This is a genomic window from Sphingomicrobium lutaoense, from assembly GCF_014195685.1.
GTDB classification, from domain to species: domain Bacteria; phylum Pseudomonadota; class Alphaproteobacteria; order Sphingomonadales; family Sphingomonadaceae; genus Sphingomicrobium; species Sphingomicrobium lutaoense.
This window is the reverse complement of sequence record NZ_JACICF010000001.1, coordinates 967,048-981,457: the sequence shown is the minus strand read 5'-3', so window position 1 is coordinate 981,457 and position 14,410 is coordinate 967,048. Positions and strand designations below refer to the sequence as shown.

The 14,410-nt window shown below is 63.4% G+C and carries 18 protein-coding genes; 17 read left to right on the top strand and 1 reads right to left on the bottom strand.

What is annotated here, in order from left to right; genetic code table 11:
• Positions 1-21: 21 nt before the first annotated feature.
• A complete protein-coding gene (locus FHS50_RS04670) occupies positions 22-450 on the top strand; it encodes a nuclear transport factor 2 family protein (protein WP_183933199.1) in 429 nt (142 codons plus the stop codon).
• Between the two features lie 7 nt (positions 451-457).
• On the opposite strand, the gene FHS50_RS04665 is transcribed toward FHS50_RS04670, so the two are convergent.
• Positions 458-1,228, bottom strand: coding sequence for a flavodoxin family protein (locus tag FHS50_RS04665; RefSeq protein WP_183933198.1), 771 nt, complete (start codon positions 1,226-1,228; stop codon positions 458-460).
• Between the two features lie 138 nt (positions 1,229-1,366).
• Between FHS50_RS04665 and FHS50_RS04660 the strand changes: the two genes are divergently transcribed.
• From FHS50_RS04660 to nuoG, 16 genes are all read left to right on the top strand, one after another.
• The gene (locus tag FHS50_RS04660) at positions 1,367-2,260 is read left to right on the top strand and encodes a fructose bisphosphate aldolase (RefSeq protein ID WP_183933197.1); all 894 of its coding nucleotides are present in this window, start codon (positions 1,367-1,369) and stop codon (positions 2,258-2,260) included.
• Positions 2,261-2,298: 38 nt separating this feature from the next.
• The gene (gene thiE, locus FHS50_RS04655; RefSeq protein ID WP_183933196.1) at positions 2,299-2,961 is read left to right on the top strand and encodes a thiamine phosphate synthase; all 663 of its coding nucleotides are present in this window, start codon (positions 2,299-2,301) and stop codon (positions 2,959-2,961) included.
• 56 nt (positions 2,962-3,017) lie between these two features.
• Positions 3,018-4,112 carry a L,D-transpeptidase family protein gene (locus tag FHS50_RS04650; RefSeq protein ID WP_183933195.1) on the top strand — a complete coding sequence of 365 codons (1,095 nt, stop codon included), beginning with the start codon at positions 3,018-3,020 and terminating at the stop codon, positions 4,110-4,112.
• A complete protein-coding gene (locus FHS50_RS04645; protein ID WP_246332951.1) occupies positions 4,109-4,783 on the top strand; it encodes a M23 family metallopeptidase in 675 nt (224 codons plus the stop codon). The genes FHS50_RS04650 and FHS50_RS04645 overlap by 4 nt, the downstream gene beginning before the upstream one ends.
• A gap of 74 nt (positions 4,784-4,857) precedes the next feature.
• On the top strand, positions 4,858-5,421 hold the full coding sequence (gene efp / locus FHS50_RS04640; RefSeq protein ID WP_183933194.1) for an elongation factor P: 564 nt from the start codon (positions 4,858-4,860) through the stop codon (positions 5,419-5,421).
• Positions 5,421-5,981: a DUF302 domain-containing protein gene (locus tag FHS50_RS04635; RefSeq protein WP_183933193.1), complete on the top strand. Its 561-nt coding sequence runs from the start codon at positions 5,421-5,423 to the stop codon at positions 5,979-5,981. The genes efp and FHS50_RS04635 overlap by 1 nt, the downstream gene beginning before the upstream one ends.
• Positions 5,981-6,793 carry an inositol monophosphatase family protein gene (locus FHS50_RS04630; protein ID WP_183933192.1) on the top strand — a complete coding sequence of 271 codons (813 nt, stop codon included), beginning with the start codon at positions 5,981-5,983 and terminating at the stop codon, positions 6,791-6,793. Before FHS50_RS04635 ends, FHS50_RS04630 begins: the two co-directional genes overlap by 1 nt.
• Before the next feature lie 100 nt (positions 6,794-6,893).
• Complete coding sequence (gene ndhC / locus FHS50_RS04625) at positions 6,894-7,271, top strand: NADH-quinone oxidoreductase subunit A (RefSeq protein WP_183933191.1); 378 nt, start codon at positions 6,894-6,896, stop codon at positions 7,269-7,271.
• Positions 7,262-7,843: a NuoB/complex I 20 kDa subunit family protein gene (locus tag FHS50_RS04620; protein WP_183933190.1), complete on the top strand. Its 582-nt coding sequence runs from the start codon at positions 7,262-7,264 to the stop codon at positions 7,841-7,843. The genes ndhC and FHS50_RS04620 overlap by 10 nt, the downstream gene beginning before the upstream one ends.
• Complete coding sequence (locus FHS50_RS04615) at positions 7,840-8,712, top strand: NADH-quinone oxidoreductase subunit C (RefSeq protein ID WP_183933189.1); 873 nt, start codon at positions 7,840-7,842, stop codon at positions 8,710-8,712. The genes FHS50_RS04620 and FHS50_RS04615 overlap by 4 nt, the downstream gene beginning before the upstream one ends.
• 47 nt (positions 8,713-8,759) lie before the next feature.
• Positions 8,760-9,956, top strand: coding sequence for an NADH-quinone oxidoreductase subunit D (locus tag FHS50_RS04610; RefSeq protein ID WP_183933896.1), 1,197 nt, complete (start codon positions 8,760-8,762; stop codon positions 9,954-9,956).
• Positions 9,953-10,258 carry a hypothetical protein gene (locus tag FHS50_RS04605; protein ID WP_183933188.1) on the top strand — a complete coding sequence of 102 codons (306 nt, stop codon included), beginning with the start codon at positions 9,953-9,955 and terminating at the stop codon, positions 10,256-10,258. Before FHS50_RS04610 ends, FHS50_RS04605 begins: the two co-directional genes overlap by 4 nt.
• Positions 10,251-10,916 (top strand): complex I 24 kDa subunit family protein, encoded by a 666-nt coding sequence (locus FHS50_RS04600; RefSeq protein ID WP_183933187.1) that lies wholly within the window; start codon positions 10,251-10,253, stop codon positions 10,914-10,916. The genes FHS50_RS04605 and FHS50_RS04600 overlap by 8 nt, the downstream gene beginning before the upstream one ends.
• Positions 10,916-11,062, top strand: coding sequence for a hypothetical protein (locus FHS50_RS04595; protein ID WP_183933186.1), 147 nt, complete (start codon positions 10,916-10,918; stop codon positions 11,060-11,062). Before FHS50_RS04600 ends, FHS50_RS04595 begins: the two co-directional genes overlap by 1 nt.
• Complete coding sequence (nuoF, locus tag FHS50_RS04590; RefSeq protein ID WP_183933185.1) at positions 11,062-12,366, top strand: NADH-quinone oxidoreductase subunit NuoF; 1,305 nt, start codon at positions 11,062-11,064, stop codon at positions 12,364-12,366. Before FHS50_RS04595 ends, nuoF begins: the two co-directional genes overlap by 1 nt.
• Positions 12,366-14,381, top strand: coding sequence for an NADH-quinone oxidoreductase subunit NuoG (nuoG, locus tag FHS50_RS04585; RefSeq protein WP_183933184.1), 2,016 nt, complete (start codon positions 12,366-12,368; stop codon positions 14,379-14,381). The genes nuoF and nuoG overlap by 1 nt, the downstream gene beginning before the upstream one ends.
• Positions 14,382-14,410: the final 29 nt, after the last annotated feature.

Genomic DNA, 14,410 nt, shown 5'->3' with positions numbered 1-14,410 from the left:
GCTGCCCGCTCGGATAGAGACATGGCCGATTTCCAATCCTCGATCGAAGCTGCCGAACATTCGCTGATGCGCGCATGGCAGCGCGGTGACCGGCGCCAGATGAAGGCGCTCCTGCATCGTGACTTCCGTCTCGTCGTGGGCGCACGCCCGAGCCAGCTTCTCGACCGGGCCAGCTGGCTCCAGTCGGTCGGCGAGACCTTCTCGAACGGCGCCTATCGCTTCGATGATGTCTATGTGCGCCGCCATGGCAAGTCCGCGCTGTTCGCCGCGCGGGCCGAACTCGAACTGAACCTGCAGGGCGAGGAATGGAGCGGACTTTTCTGGTTGGTCGATTTGTGGCGCAAGGGCGGCCTGCGCCGCAACTGGCGTCTTTCGGAACGTATCCTTTCGCGCCCCGAGGCCGACGAGCAGGTCCCCGCCGCGCTGCGCGAACTCCAGCTCTGGCGTTAGCCGCCGCCTAACCGTCCCGGCGATGCTCGGGATTGGGCCAGCCGGGCTTGGAACCATCGTCCCAGTCAGTGCGCACATTGCCGATCGGCGGGATCCCGCCCGCGTCCTTCAGCATCCTCGCCATGTGCATCAGGTTGAACGCCATGAAGGTGGTGTTGCGCTGGGTGAAGACATTGTCGAAACCCGCGCGTCCGCCTTCGTCCAGCTCGTCGCCATAGGAAGGGCCGGGCCCCGCTTCGCCGATCCAGCCGCAATCGGCCTGCGGCGGAATGGTGTAGCCGACATGGCTCATCGAATAGAGCACTCCCATGCCGACATGCTTGATGCCATCCTCGTTGCCGGTGACCACGCAGCCCCCGACCTTGCCGTAGAAGCGATATTGGCCCTTCTCGTTGGTCTGGCCCGAATGGGCGTATAGCTTCTCGATGAACGCCTGCGCGAGCGAGCTTTTCTCGCCCAGCCAGATGGGCGTCCCGAGGACAAGGATATCCGCCTCCAGCACGCGGTCGCTGATCGCGGGCCAGTCGTCATGGTCCCAGCCATGCTCGGTCATGTCGGGATAGACGCCGGGCGCAAGCCGGTATCGCGACAGCCGCAGGCGATCGACCTCGACCCCCTGGCTCTCGAAAATCTCTGCGACCACGTCGAGAAGCGTATCGGTATGGCTCTTCTCCGGAGGCGGTTTCAGCGTGGCATTGACGATGATTGCCTTGAGGCCCGAAAAGTCGGCTTTCGACTGGTCGCAAATCTGCTGCTGTTGCTGGCTGAGGCTGGTCATTTCCGATCCCCTTCGCACAGGTCAGCGAGGCAGCCTGTCGATGGTTCCGGACAAGGCTCCAAATGGCCGGTTGCGCCTTTGCCTGGCCCTCGCTAGTGGCACGCGCATACGTATGCACCTAGCGGGGAAAGCAAGAGCATGACCGATCCGAAGATGATGGCCCAGATGGTGGGCGGCGCCGGTTTCATCGCGGCACTCGACCAGTCGGGCGGTTCGACGCCCAAGGCGCTGGCCGCCTACGGCATCGGCGAGGATGCGTGGAACAGCGAAGAGGAAATGTTCGCGCTCATCCACCAGATGCGCAGCCGGATCGTCACCGCTCCCAGCTTTTCCGGGCAGAAGGTTCTCGGCGCGATCCTCTTCGAAAAGACGATGGAAGGCGATGCCGACGGCAAGCCCGTGCCTCAGCTTCTGTGGGAACGGGGCGTGGTGCCCTTCCTCAAGGTCGACAAGGGCCTCGAGGAAGAAACCGACGGCGTCCAGATGATGAAGCCGATGCCCGAACTCGACGCCATGTGCCAGCGCGCCAAATCGAAGGGCGTGTTCGGCACCAAGATGCGCTCGGTCATCCATGAAGCGAATGCCGACGGCATTGCCCGCAATGTCGATCAGCAGTTCCAGTTCGCCCGGCAGATCATCGCCAACGGCCTCGTTCCGATCGTCGAACCCGAAGTCAGCCTCAAGAGCGCGACGCGTGAGCAGGCCGACCGGCTCGTGCTCGAACATATCCTGCGCAATCTCGACGCGCTTCCCGATGGCGAGCGGGTGATGCTCAAGCTGTCGCTTCCGGTCGAGGACGATCTCTATGCCCCGCTGGTGGCCCATCCGCGCGTCATTCGGGTGGTCGCGCTGTCGGGCGGCTATGAGCGTGACGAAGCTAATGCAAAGCTGTCGCGCAACCGGGGCATGATCGCCAGCTTCAGCCGCGCGCTGCTGCAGGATCTTCGCGCCGACATGAACGACGAGGAATTCGACAAGGCGCTGGGCTCGGCGATCGATTCGATCTACGCCGCGTCGGTCTGCAACGGCTGACGCTTCCGCATGGACGAAAGGCCCGCTAAGGGCGGCGCATGACCGACGAATTCGATTATTCGATCTTTGCGCCGCCGCTGCGCGAGCATCCCTGCCAGCTCTACCTCATCAGCCCGCAGGACGTGGGCGGCGATTTTCCCGCGCGGCTGCGCGCGGCGGTGGAGCATGAAGCCGTCGCCGCCTTCCAGCTGCGCGTCAAAGGGATGGGGAGCCATGAGCTCGCACGGCTCGCCGAGCCTCTGCGGCAGATCTGCGCCGACAGCGACACCGCCTTCATCGTCAATGACGATGTCGCCATGGCCAAGCGCCTCGATGCCGACGGCGTGCATCTGGGCCAGGAGGATGGCGACGTGAAGGAAGCCCGCGCCGAACTGGGCCCTACCCGGCAGATCGGCGTTACGTGCCACGCCAGCCGCCATCTCGCGATGGAGGCAGGGGAGCGCGGAGCGGATTATGTCGCGTTCGGTGCATTCCATCCCAGCCCGACCAAGCCAAGCGAACATCGCCCCGAGCCGGGCATCCTGAGCTGGTGGACCAGCCTTTTCGAACTGCCCTGCGTGGCGATCGGGGGCATCACGCCCGATAATGCCGCTCCGCTCGTCAAGGCGGGCGCCGATTTCCTCGCGGTCAGCTCGGCCATCTGGGGCTCGGATGATCCCGCTCGCGCCGTCGCGGCCTTCGAGGATGTGCTGAAGGGATAAATGCCGCCGCTTCCGCGTTGGTGCCGAAACGAATGGCACCATCAAGGGAGCGTAGCATGCCCAAGAAACTGATCCTGTCCCTGTTCGGACTCGGCACCATCCTCGCCAGCGGGGGTATGCTTCTTAGCCCCGTCGACAGCGCGGTGGCCAGTCCGCAACCCGCCACCGCAACCGGTAACAGTACCACTGCCAAGGCCAAGGCCGCGAAGCTGCCGGGCAAGGCCGAAACCTCGAGTATCCGCGGTGAAATCATCCACGCCCAGGTCCTGCTCGATGTTGCGGGCTTTTCGCCCGGGGTGATCGATGGCCTCGAAGGCAAGAATCTCGCCAAGGCGCTGCGCGGCTACCAGGAAGCCAAGGGGCTCGAGGTGACCGGCAAACTCGACACGCCGACACGCCAGTCGCTGCTCACCGACCCCCGGAAGCATTATCGCAAACTCAGAATCGACCGGTCGATCGTCGATGGCGAGTTCGTCCGGCCCTTTCCCGACGATCCGGCCGAACAGGCCGACCTCGACGCTCTCAACTACCGCAACCTTCTCGAGGAAGTGGCCGAGCGTTTCCACACCACTTATGACGTGATCATCGCGCTCAATGGCCCGAAGGCGAAGATCGGGATCGGCCGCGAACTCTACCTTCCTAACGTGCTGCCAAGCTCGCGCGATTTCGGCGACGATTGGGCGGGCGCCGAATATAACGACTGGTTCAACGCGATGAACGTCAGCGCCGATCTGCCGCAAGGCGATCGCATCATCGTCGATGAAAGCGAAGGCACGCTTCGGGTGTTCGACGCCGAGGACCGGCTGATCGCCCAGTTCCCGGTGACGACCGGCTCGGAAAACGACCCGCTGCCGCTCGGCGACTGGAAAGCGACCACCTATGCCTTCATGCCGCCCTTCAGCTACCAGCCGAAGCTCTTCTGGGACGTTCCCGACAGCGAGGAAGAACAGAAGCTACCGCCGGGCCCCAACGGCCCCGTGGGCATCGCCTGGCTTGATCTCACCAAGGAACATTATGGCATCCACGGCACGCCCGAGCCTTCGACGATCGGCTATGCGCAAAGCCATGGCTGTATCCGGATGACCAATTGGGACGTGCTCAAGCTCGCGCGGATGATGAAGCCCGGCTTCGAGGCCGAATTCGTGGCATGATCCGTTCGCTCCTCCTTGTCCTGATTACCGCAGTGCTGACCTCGATCGGTTGGATGGTCTGGAACGGGAAGGAAGTAAGGATCACGCCTGCCAATCCCGATCCCGTCCATGACGCCGAATTCGAGCCCGCCGCCGAGCGAACGCTCGACCGCGGCGACACCTTGCGGCTCGATCCCGACGCCGACCCGCCCACCATGGCCGCGCCCTCGGTCGAGATCGGGCCATCGGGGCTGGCGGTGCCGGTCGCAGGCGTCGCGCCCGAGGATCTGGTCGATACCTTCACCCAGGCGAGGGCAGGGGGCGCACGCCGCCATGACGCCATCGACATCATGGCCGAGAAGGGACGCCGCGTGGTCTCGGCATCGAGCGGCATCGTCGAAAAGATCTATTTCTCGAAGGGCGGCGGCGGAAAGAGCGTCTATGTCCGTTCGAAGGACAAGCGCTGGATCTATTATTATGCCCATCTCGACCGCTATGCGCGCGGGCTGAAGGAGGGGCAGCGGGTCAAGCGGGGCACGCCGCTCGGGCGCGTCGGCTCGTCCGGCAATGCCAGCAAGCGGGCGCCGCATCTCCATTTCGCCATCCACCGGATGGAGCCAGAAGAGGGCTGGTGGGAAGGCCGGCCGGTCAATCCCTATCCCTTGCTTGCGGGGAGGGCTTCAACAGGCTAGTGGGCGCCCCAACGCGGGGGACCTGTCTCCCGCGCGGCTCTTTTCACTTGTCATGGCATATAGGCGGATCGCAAATGAAGATCAGCGGTGTGGACATTCGTCCCGGCAATATCATCGAATATGAAGGCGGCATCTGGAAGGCCGTCAAAATCCAGCATACCCAGCCCGGCAAGGGCGGGGCCTATATGCAGGTCGAACTCAAGAACCTCATCGACGGACGCAAGAACAACGTCCGTTTCCGGTCGGCCGAAACGGTCGAACGCGTTCGCCTCGACACCAAGGATTTCCAGTTCCTCTTCGCCGATGGCGAGGAACTGACCTTCATGGACAAGGAAAATTACGAGCAGATCGTCCTTCAGCGCGACCTTCTCGGCGACCAGGCCGCTTTCTTGCAGGACGGCATGGACGTCATCATGGAGCTTTATGACGAAAAGCCCATCAGCGTTCAGCTCCCCGACCAGATCGAAGCCGAGATCGTCGAGGCCGATGCCGTCGTGAAGGGGCAGACCGCTTCGTCGAGCTACAAACCCGCCGTCCTCGACAATGGCGTGCGCATCATGGTCCCGCCGCACATCGGCGCCGGCACCCGCGTCATCGTCGACACCCGCGATTCCAGCTATGTGAAGCGGGCCGACTGATGCGCCGGCTGTTCCTGTTGGCAGGGGCGGCGATGCTGGCCGGGTGCGATTTCGGAACCGCACCCGCCAACCTCGCTTCGCCAGAGGAAAGGGACGATGCCGCGGTCGAAGCCAGCGGCAAGGCAGTCTCCTCCTATGGGAACGGCGTCGTGACCCTCGAAAGCAGGGGCACGGTCGAGGAAAGCGTCGAGCGGGTCGAAAAGGCCCTCGAAGATGCGGGCATCGCGCTCATTGCCAAGGTCGATCACAGCGCCAATGCAGGGGGCGTCGATCTCGAACTCGCTCCCGCCACCACGCTCTATTTCGGCAAGCCCGAGGTGGGCACCCACCTCATGCAGCAGTCGCCCGAAGCCGCGCTCGATCTTCCGCAGCGCATGGCAATCTACCAGGACCATGATGGCCGCGTGATCATCGCCTATAACGATCCCGTCTGGCTCGCCACGCGCCACGACGTCACCGGCCAGGAAGAACGGCTGAAGAATATCTCCAGCGCGCTGGAAACGCTGGCCCATGCCGCCGCCGGCACCCAGAAGCCCGCTAGCAAGGAAAAGAAGAAGTAATGGTTTCCCACTCCGGCCTGATCACCGTAATGAACAGGGCGGCGCGCAAGGCCGCCCCGCGCCTGCGCCGCGACTATGGCGAAGTCGAGCAGCTCCAGGTCTCCAAGAAAGGCCCGGCCGACTTCGTCTCGATGGCCGACCAGCGCGCCGAGCGCACCATCGTCGAGGAACTGCAGCACGCGCGCCCCGACTGGGGCATCGTCATGGAAGAAGGCGGCACCATCGAGGGCGACCCCGCCAAGCCGCGCTGGATCGTCGATCCGCTCGACGGCACCTCGAACTTCCTCCACGGCATTCCGCATTTCGCCATCTCGATCGCGGTCGAGGACCGCAAGCCCAATGGCGAAGGCGAGATCACCCACGCACTCGTCTACCAGCCGCTTACCGACGAAAGCTTCTGGGCCGAGAAGGGCAGGGGCGCATGGCTCCACGATGCCCGGCTGCGCGTTTCGGCGCGCCGCCACCTCGATGAGGCGCTCGTCGGTACCGGCATGCCGCACTTCGGTCGCGGCAATGTCGCCAACTGGACGCGTATCTATGGCGCGATCGCTCCCGAAGTCTCAGGCATCCGTCGCTTCGGCGCGGCGAGCCTCGATCTCGCCTGGGTCGCGGCGGGCCGGATGGACGGCTTCTGGGAAGACGATCTCGACATCTGGGATGTTGCTGCGGGCCTTCTCCTCGTCAAGGAAGCGGGCGGTTTCGTCACCGATTATCGCGGGCAGGACCGGATGATCGCACGCCGCGAATTCCTTGCCGCCAATGGCGAATTGCACAGCAAGCTGCACAAGCTCGTCGCCCGCTCGCTGCGCTGATCGGGAAAATAAGGGGCAATCACGCCCTTTAGGCGGTTGATAGGTCGGATTGGCTGTCCTAAAGCGCGGCCATCCTTTGTCACTCTCGGGAGCCACCCCCTTGGCCGACGTCGCCGCCGGATATTTGCCGATCCTTCTCTTCCTCGCCGTCGCATTGGCGTTGTCGAGCGCATTCGTCGGCCTGCCGATGCTGGTTAGCCGCCTGACCGGCGCGCATCGGCCCGACCCCGAGAAGCTGTCCGAATATGAATGTGGCTTCCCCGCCTTCGAGGACAGCCGTGACCAGTTTGACGTGCGATTCTATCTCGTCGCCATCCTGTTCATCATCTTCGATCTCGAAGTCGCCTTCCTCTTCCCCTGGGCGGTCAGCCTGATGGGCACCGGCTGGGCGGCGTGGATCGCGATGATGATCTTTCTTACCGAACTGGCCCTCGGCCTTGTCTATGCCTGGCAGAAGGGAGCGCTCGAATGGGAGTGATGCTCGACCCCGCGGCCAATCCGCACCCGACCGAAGAGGAACTGGCGCGCGCCGCCGGACTGGTCCCGGGCTCGCCCGAGATGAAGCAGTTCGAGGAAATGCAGCGCGAGCTGGACGAGAAGGGCTTTCTCGTCACCACGACCGAGGACCTCTTCAAATGGGCCCGTACCGGCAGCCTGTGGTGGATGACCTTCGGCCTCGCTTGCTGCGCGGTCGAAATGATCCATGTGAACATGCCCCGCTACGACCTTGAACGTTTCGGCGTCGCTCCGCGCGCTTCGCCGCGCCAGTCCGACGTGATGATCGTCGCTGGGACACTGTGCAACAAGATGGCGCCCGCGCTCCGCAAGGTCTACGACCAGATGTCGGAGCCGCGCTACGTCATCTCGATGGGCAGCTGTGCCAATGGCGGCGGCTATTACCATTATAGCTACAGCGTCGTTCGCGGCTGCGACCGGATCGTGCCGGTGGATATCTATGTCCCGGGCTGCCCGCCGACCGCCGAAGCGCTGCTCTACGGCATCCTCCAGTTGCAGCGGAAGATCCGCCGCGAAGGGACGATCGAACGGTGACCAGTCCTGCTCCCATCATCGCCCCGCGCGAAGGCTTTCTCGACGATTATCGCAAGGCCATCGGCGCTGCCTTCGTCGATGCCAAGGATCATGCCGACGAGCTGACCATCACGCTCAACCGCGATGGCCTGGTCGAGGCCGCGCGCATCCTGCGCGACGATTTCGGATATCAGCAGCTGATGGAAATCGCAGGCTGCGACTATCCGCAGCGGCCCGAGCGGTTCGAGGTGAATTATCACTTCCTCTCGGTCACGCACAACCATCGCGTGCGCCTCAAGGTCATGACCGACGAGGAGCAGCCGGTTCCCAGCCTCACGGGTCTGTGGCCGGTCGCGGGCTGGCTCGAACGCGAGGTGTTCGACCTATACGGCGTCAATTTCTCGGGCAATCCCGACCTTCGCCGCATCCTCACCGACTATGGCTTCGAAGGCCATCCGCTGCGCAAGGACTTCCCGATGACGGGCTATGTCGAACTGCGCTATTCCGAAGAGGAAAAGCGGGTGATCTACGAACCCGTCGACCTGCCCCAGGATTTCCGCACCTTCGACTTCCTCATGCCGTGGGAAGGCCCTGAATATCGCCTCCCCGGTGATGAAAAGGCCGAAGGTCAGGCGCCCGGCGCGCCGACTCCGGGCGAAAAGCGTGGCGAACCCGAGGTCAAGGCCAAGGCAGGCCCCGGCGATCCCAAGACCACCGACGAAAAATCGGACACGGGTGCAGGCGAGCCGACCAATGAAAAGGCGCAGGAAGAAGCGCGCGATCCGGTTGCCGACAAGGCCGGCCATGCGGGCGGCAAGATGACCGATGAGGACGCGCCCGAAACCCGCGAAGATGCGCCGGTCGATCCGCGCAAGGAGGATGGTGAGTGACCACTCGCGTCGAAATCCAGACCTTCCCCGACGAACGGGCGATCCCGATGGGCGACAAGCCCACTCCGGGCGACGAAACGGTCTCCAACTATACGATCAACTTCGGCCCGCAGCATCCCGCTGCGCACGGCGTGCTGCGTCTGATCATGGAGCTGGACGGCGAAATCGTCGAGCGCGTCGATCCCCATGTCGGCTTGCTGCATCGCGGTACCGAGAAGCTGATCGAATATAAGACCTACGCGCAGGCGCTGCCTTATTTCGATCGCCTCGATTATTGCAGCCCCATGTGCATGGAGCACAGCTACGTGCTCGCCGTGGAAAAGCTGATGGGCCTCGAAGTGCCGCTTCGCGCCCAGTACATCCGCGTGCTGATGGCGGAATTGACCCGCATTTCCAATCACATGCTCAACCTTGGCAGCCATATCATGGACGTCGGCGCGATGACGCCCAACCTGTGGCTCTTCGAGGTGCGCGAAGACACGATGCAGCTTTACGAAGCCGTGTCGGGCGCGCGCATGCATGCCAATTATTTCCGCGTCGGCGGGGTGCACCAGGACATTCCGGAAATTGTGCTCGCGCAGATGAGCGAATTTCTCGACAAGCGCATGCCGCTGTTCGAGGACGCGATCAGCCTCGTCGCCGACAACCGCATCTTCAAGCAGCGCAATGTCGATATCGGCGTGGTCAGCAAGGAAGATGCGCTCGCATGGGGCTTCTCGGGCCCGATGATCCGCGCGGCGGGCATTCCCTGGGATCTGCGCAAGTCGCAGCCCTATGAGGTCTATGACCGCATGGAATTCGACGTGCCGGTCGGCACCAAGGGCGATTGCTACGACCGTTTCATGGTCCGCGTCGAAGAGGTGCGCCAGTCGGCGCGCATCATGCGCCAGTGCCTGAAGGAAATGCCCGAAGGCCCGATCGGCAGCCTCGACCGCAAGGTCTTCCCGCCCAAGCGCGGCGAGATGAAGCAGTCGATGGAAGCGCTGATCCACCACTTCAAGCTTTACACCGAGGGCTATCACGTGCCCGCGGGCGAGGTCTATGTCGCGACCGAAAGCCCCAAGGGCGAGTTCGGCGTCTATCTCGTCGCCGACGGCACCAACAAACCCTATCGCTGCAAGATCCGGCCGACCGCGTTCAGCCACCTGCAGGCGATGGATTTCATGATGAGAGGCCACATGCTCGCCGACACCACTGCGGTGCTCAGCGCGATCGACGTGGTCTTCGGGGAGTGTGATCGGTGAATCTGCGCGCTCTCATCAATCGATGGTACAGCGGTGGTGTTGAGTATCCCGGTGGTTCGTTGACAGAATACACCGTGAGCATGCCGCCATTGGCTTTTGCCGTCCTGAGCTATTTCTTGTTTGAAGAGAGCAATGTCGCAGAAGGCTGGATGGGTGTCGCGCTGCAAGTGCTGGCCATTCTATCGGCCCTCCTTTCGATTACGTCTCTTGTTTACGGCGTTCGGCTTTGGGCGGCCAAACTAAAGGGCCACCCGACAAAGAAGGAAAAGCGCTTCCTGTCGAAGGAATATCACGATGGCTAATCGTCATTTTGCCGCCGATACGCCCGAACTGCGCGCGCAGTGGGGCGAATTCGCATGGGACGAGATTTCCCTGGCCGCGGCCGAGAAGATTCTCGCCAAATATCCCGCCGGTCGCCAGGCGTCGGCCTGCTTGCCCTTTCTCGATCTTGCCCAACGGCAGGTCGGGCGGATGACCGATACGCAGGGCTGGCTGCCCATTCCGGTGATCGAATTCGTCGCGCGCGAACTGTCGATGCCCGTCGTGCGCGTGATGGAAGTGGCGAGCTTCTACACCATGTATAACCTCGTCCCGGTCGGCAAATATCATGTCCAGGTGTGCGGCACGACGCCCTGCATGCTGCGCGGCGCCGAGAGCATCATCGCGGCCTGCCAGGCGCGCGGCATGAAGAAGGGCGCGACCACCGACGACGGCATGTTCACGCTGACCGAGGTCGAATGCATGGGCACTTGCGCCAACGCGCCGATGTTCCAGATCAACGACGACAATTATGAGGACCTGACGCCCGAAAGCGCGGGCGCGATCCTCGATGCGCTGGCGGCGGGGCAGGAGCCCAAGACCGGATCGCAGGTCGGCCGCGTGTCGAGCGAGCCCGAAGGCGGGCCCACGACCCTCAAGAAGATGGCCGAACGCAATTACGATTATCGGGGGCAATGGTAATGCAGCAGCTCCTCAAGATCGGCATCGCCATCCTCGCGATCATCGTCGCCTGGAAGATTCTCAAGGGTCTTATCGGGCTGGCAATCGGCGTGCTTCTCGCCGTCGCGCTTTATGCCGGCGCCACCAAATTGTTGGAGAAGAAGTGATGAGCGGCATCACCAGCCTCACCGACAAGGACCGGATCTTCACCAACGTCTATGGCTTCCAGTCGCCCTGGCTCAAGGAAGCGCAGGCGCGCGGCGATTGGGACGATACCGCCAAGCTCATGCAGCTTGGCCAGGACGCGATCATCGAGATCGTCAAGGAATCGGGCCTTCGCGGTCGCGGCGGCGCGGGCTTCCCGACCGGCGTGAAATGGGGCTTCATGCCCAAGGAACCGACGCCGGGCCGTCCCAACTTCCTCGTCATCAATGCCGACGAATCCGAGCCTGGCTCGTGCAAGGACCGCGAGATCATCCGCCACGATCCGCACAAACTGATCGAAGGCGCGCTCCTGTCGAGCTTCGCGATGCGCGCACGCGCCGCCTACATCTACATTCGCGGCGAATATATCCAGGAAGCGATCGCGATGCAGCGCGCGATCGACGAAGCCTATGAAGCGGGCCTTCTTGGCAAGAATGCCGCCGGTTCTGGCTATGATTTCGATCTTTTCCTGCACCGGGGCGCGGGCGCCTATATCTGCGGCGAAGAAACCGCGATGCTCGAAAGCCTCGAGGGCAAGAAGGGCCAGCCGCGCCTGAAGCCGCCTTTCCCGGCGGGAGCGGGCCTCTATGGCTGCCCGACCACGGTCAACAATGTCGAAAGCATCGCGGTGGTCCCCACGATCCTGCGTCGCGGCGCGGCATGGTTCAAGAGCTTCGGGCGCGAGAATAACGCCGGCACCAAGCTCTTCCAGATCTCGGGCCATGTCGAAAAGCCCTGCGTGGTCGAAGAAGCGATGAGCATTCCCTTCCGCGAACTCATCGAGAAGCATTGCGGCGGTATCACCGGGGGGTGGGACAATCTGCTCGCGGTCATTCCCGGCGGTTCGTCGGTCCCGCTGGTCCCCGCCAAGGACATCATGGACTGCCCGATGGACTTCGATGGCCTGAAGGACCAGGGCTCGGGTCTCGGCACCGCGGCGGTGATCGTGATGGACAAGTCCACCGACATCGTGAAGGCGATCAGCCGGATTTCCTATTTCTACAAGCATGAAAGCTGCGGCCAGTGCACGCCGTGCCGCGAAGGCACGGGCTGGATGTGGCGCACCATGGAAAAGCTGCGCGAAGGCGATGCCGAGATCGGCACCATCGACCGCTTGCTCGATGTGACCAAGCAAGTCGAAGGCCACACCATCTGCGCATTGGGTGACGCCGCCGCCTGGCCGATCCAGGGCCTCATCCGCCACTTCCGACCCGAAATCGAACGCCGGATCGCCGAACGCGGCGATCGGCTGGAGGCTGCTGAATAATGCCTAAAGTCACCGTAGATGGCGTCGAATTGGACGTGCCCGATGGCGCAACCGTCCTCCAGGCGTGCGAGCTGGCGGGTAAGGAAATCCCCCGTTTCTGCTATCACGAACGGCTGAGCATCGCCGGCAACTGCCGCATGTGCCTCGTCGAGGTGAAGCCCGGCCCGCCCAAGCCGCAGGCCAGCTGCGCGCTGCCCGCCGCCGAAGGCCAGGAAATCCGCACCGACACCCCGATGGTCAAGAAGGCCCGCGAAGGGGTGATGGAATTCCTCCTCATCAACCACCCGCTCGATTGCCCGATCTGCGACCAGGGCGGCGAATGCGACTTGCAGGACCAGGCCATGGCCTATGGCCGCGGGACCTCGCGCTATGATGAAAACAAGCGCGCGGTCGAAGACAAATATATGGGCCCCATCGTCAAGACGGCGATGACCCGTTGCATCCAGTGCACTCGCTGCGTCCGCTTCACCGAGGAAGTCGCGGGCACCGACGAGATGGGCATGTATTTCCGCGGCGAGGACGCGCAGATCACCACCTATCTCGAAAAGGCCGTGAAATCGGAGCTGTCGGGCAATGTGGTCGACCTCTGCCCGGTCGGCGCGCTCCTGTCGAAGCCCTATGCCTTCGAAGCGCGTCCCTGGGAGCTGAAGAAAGTGCCGGGCATCGACGTGATGGACGCGGTCGGCACCAACATCCGCATGGACGTCCGTGGCCGCCAGGTGATGCGCATCCTCCCGCGCATCAACGATGCGGTGAACGAGGAGTGGGCGCACGACAAGACGCGTCACAATGTAGATGCGCTCGTGCGGCGCCGCCTCGACCGTCCGTGGATCCGCGAGAATGGCAAGCTGCGCGCGGCCGACTGGGCCGGAGCGTTGCAGCTGTTCGCCGACCAGCTTTCGGAAGCCAAGAGCAAGGTTGCGGCGATCGCCGGTGACCTCGTCGACGCCGAGACCATGTTCGCCGCCAAGGCGCTGCTCACCCAGCAGCGCGGCAAATTGTTCGAGGGACGGCAGACGGGCCTTCGTTATGACGTGTCGAGCCTCGGCGCGGTGCGGTTCAACACGCCCATTGCCGACATCGAGAATGCCGATGTCATCTTCCTCGCGGGCACCAATTTGCGCTGGGAAGCGCCGCTGGTGAACACGCGCGTGCGCAAGGCGGTCAGGCGCGGCGCAAAGGTCTATGCGGTCGGCCCCGAAGTCGACCTGACTTATCCGGTCAGCTTCCTTGGCAATGACCTGTCGATCCTCGGCAAGCTGCCGAGCGACGTCACCGATGCCTTCGAACGGGCGGAGCGGCCCGTCTTCATCGCGGGGCCGGGCCTCCTGGCCGCGGGCGGGCAGGGGGATGCCCAGGCTGCAGCCCATGCCCTGAACGTCATTCGCGGCGACTGGAACGGCTTCAACGTGCTGCATACTGCCGCTTCGCGCATGGCGGGCCTGATGCTCGGTTATGCGCACGAGGATGGCCTCGAAGGCGTGAAGGCTGCCAAGCCCAAGCTGGTCCTGATGCTCGGCGCCGACGAACTGGCCGAGGATGCTTTTCCCAAGGCCTTCAAGGTCTATGTCGGCCATCATGGCGACAAGGGCGCGGCGCAGGCCGACTTGGTCCTGCCCGGCGCGTCCTATGCTGAAAAGCATGGCACCTATGTCAATATCGAAGGCCGGGTGCAGCGCGGCGAGAAGGCGGTCTTCGCCCCAGGCGATGCCCGCGAGGATTGGTCGATCTTCCGTGCCGTCTCCGAGCTTCTCGGTAAACCATTGAAATTCGATAACTTTGCGGAATTGCGCGCTGCCATGATCAAGGCCGTGCCCGAACTGGGCGTGGACGACGGCGTCGTGCTCGACCTGCCTTTCTCGCCGGCACAACTGGCGGCAAAGGGTGAAGGCGCGATCCGCTATCCCATCGACGATTTCTATCTCACCAACGCCATCTGCCGCGCCAGCCCGACGATGCAGCGCTGCTCGGCCGAACTCGTGCATGGCGAAACCTTCGCGGAGGCCGCGGAATGATCGCGCTTGTCCTCATCGTGGCGATTGTC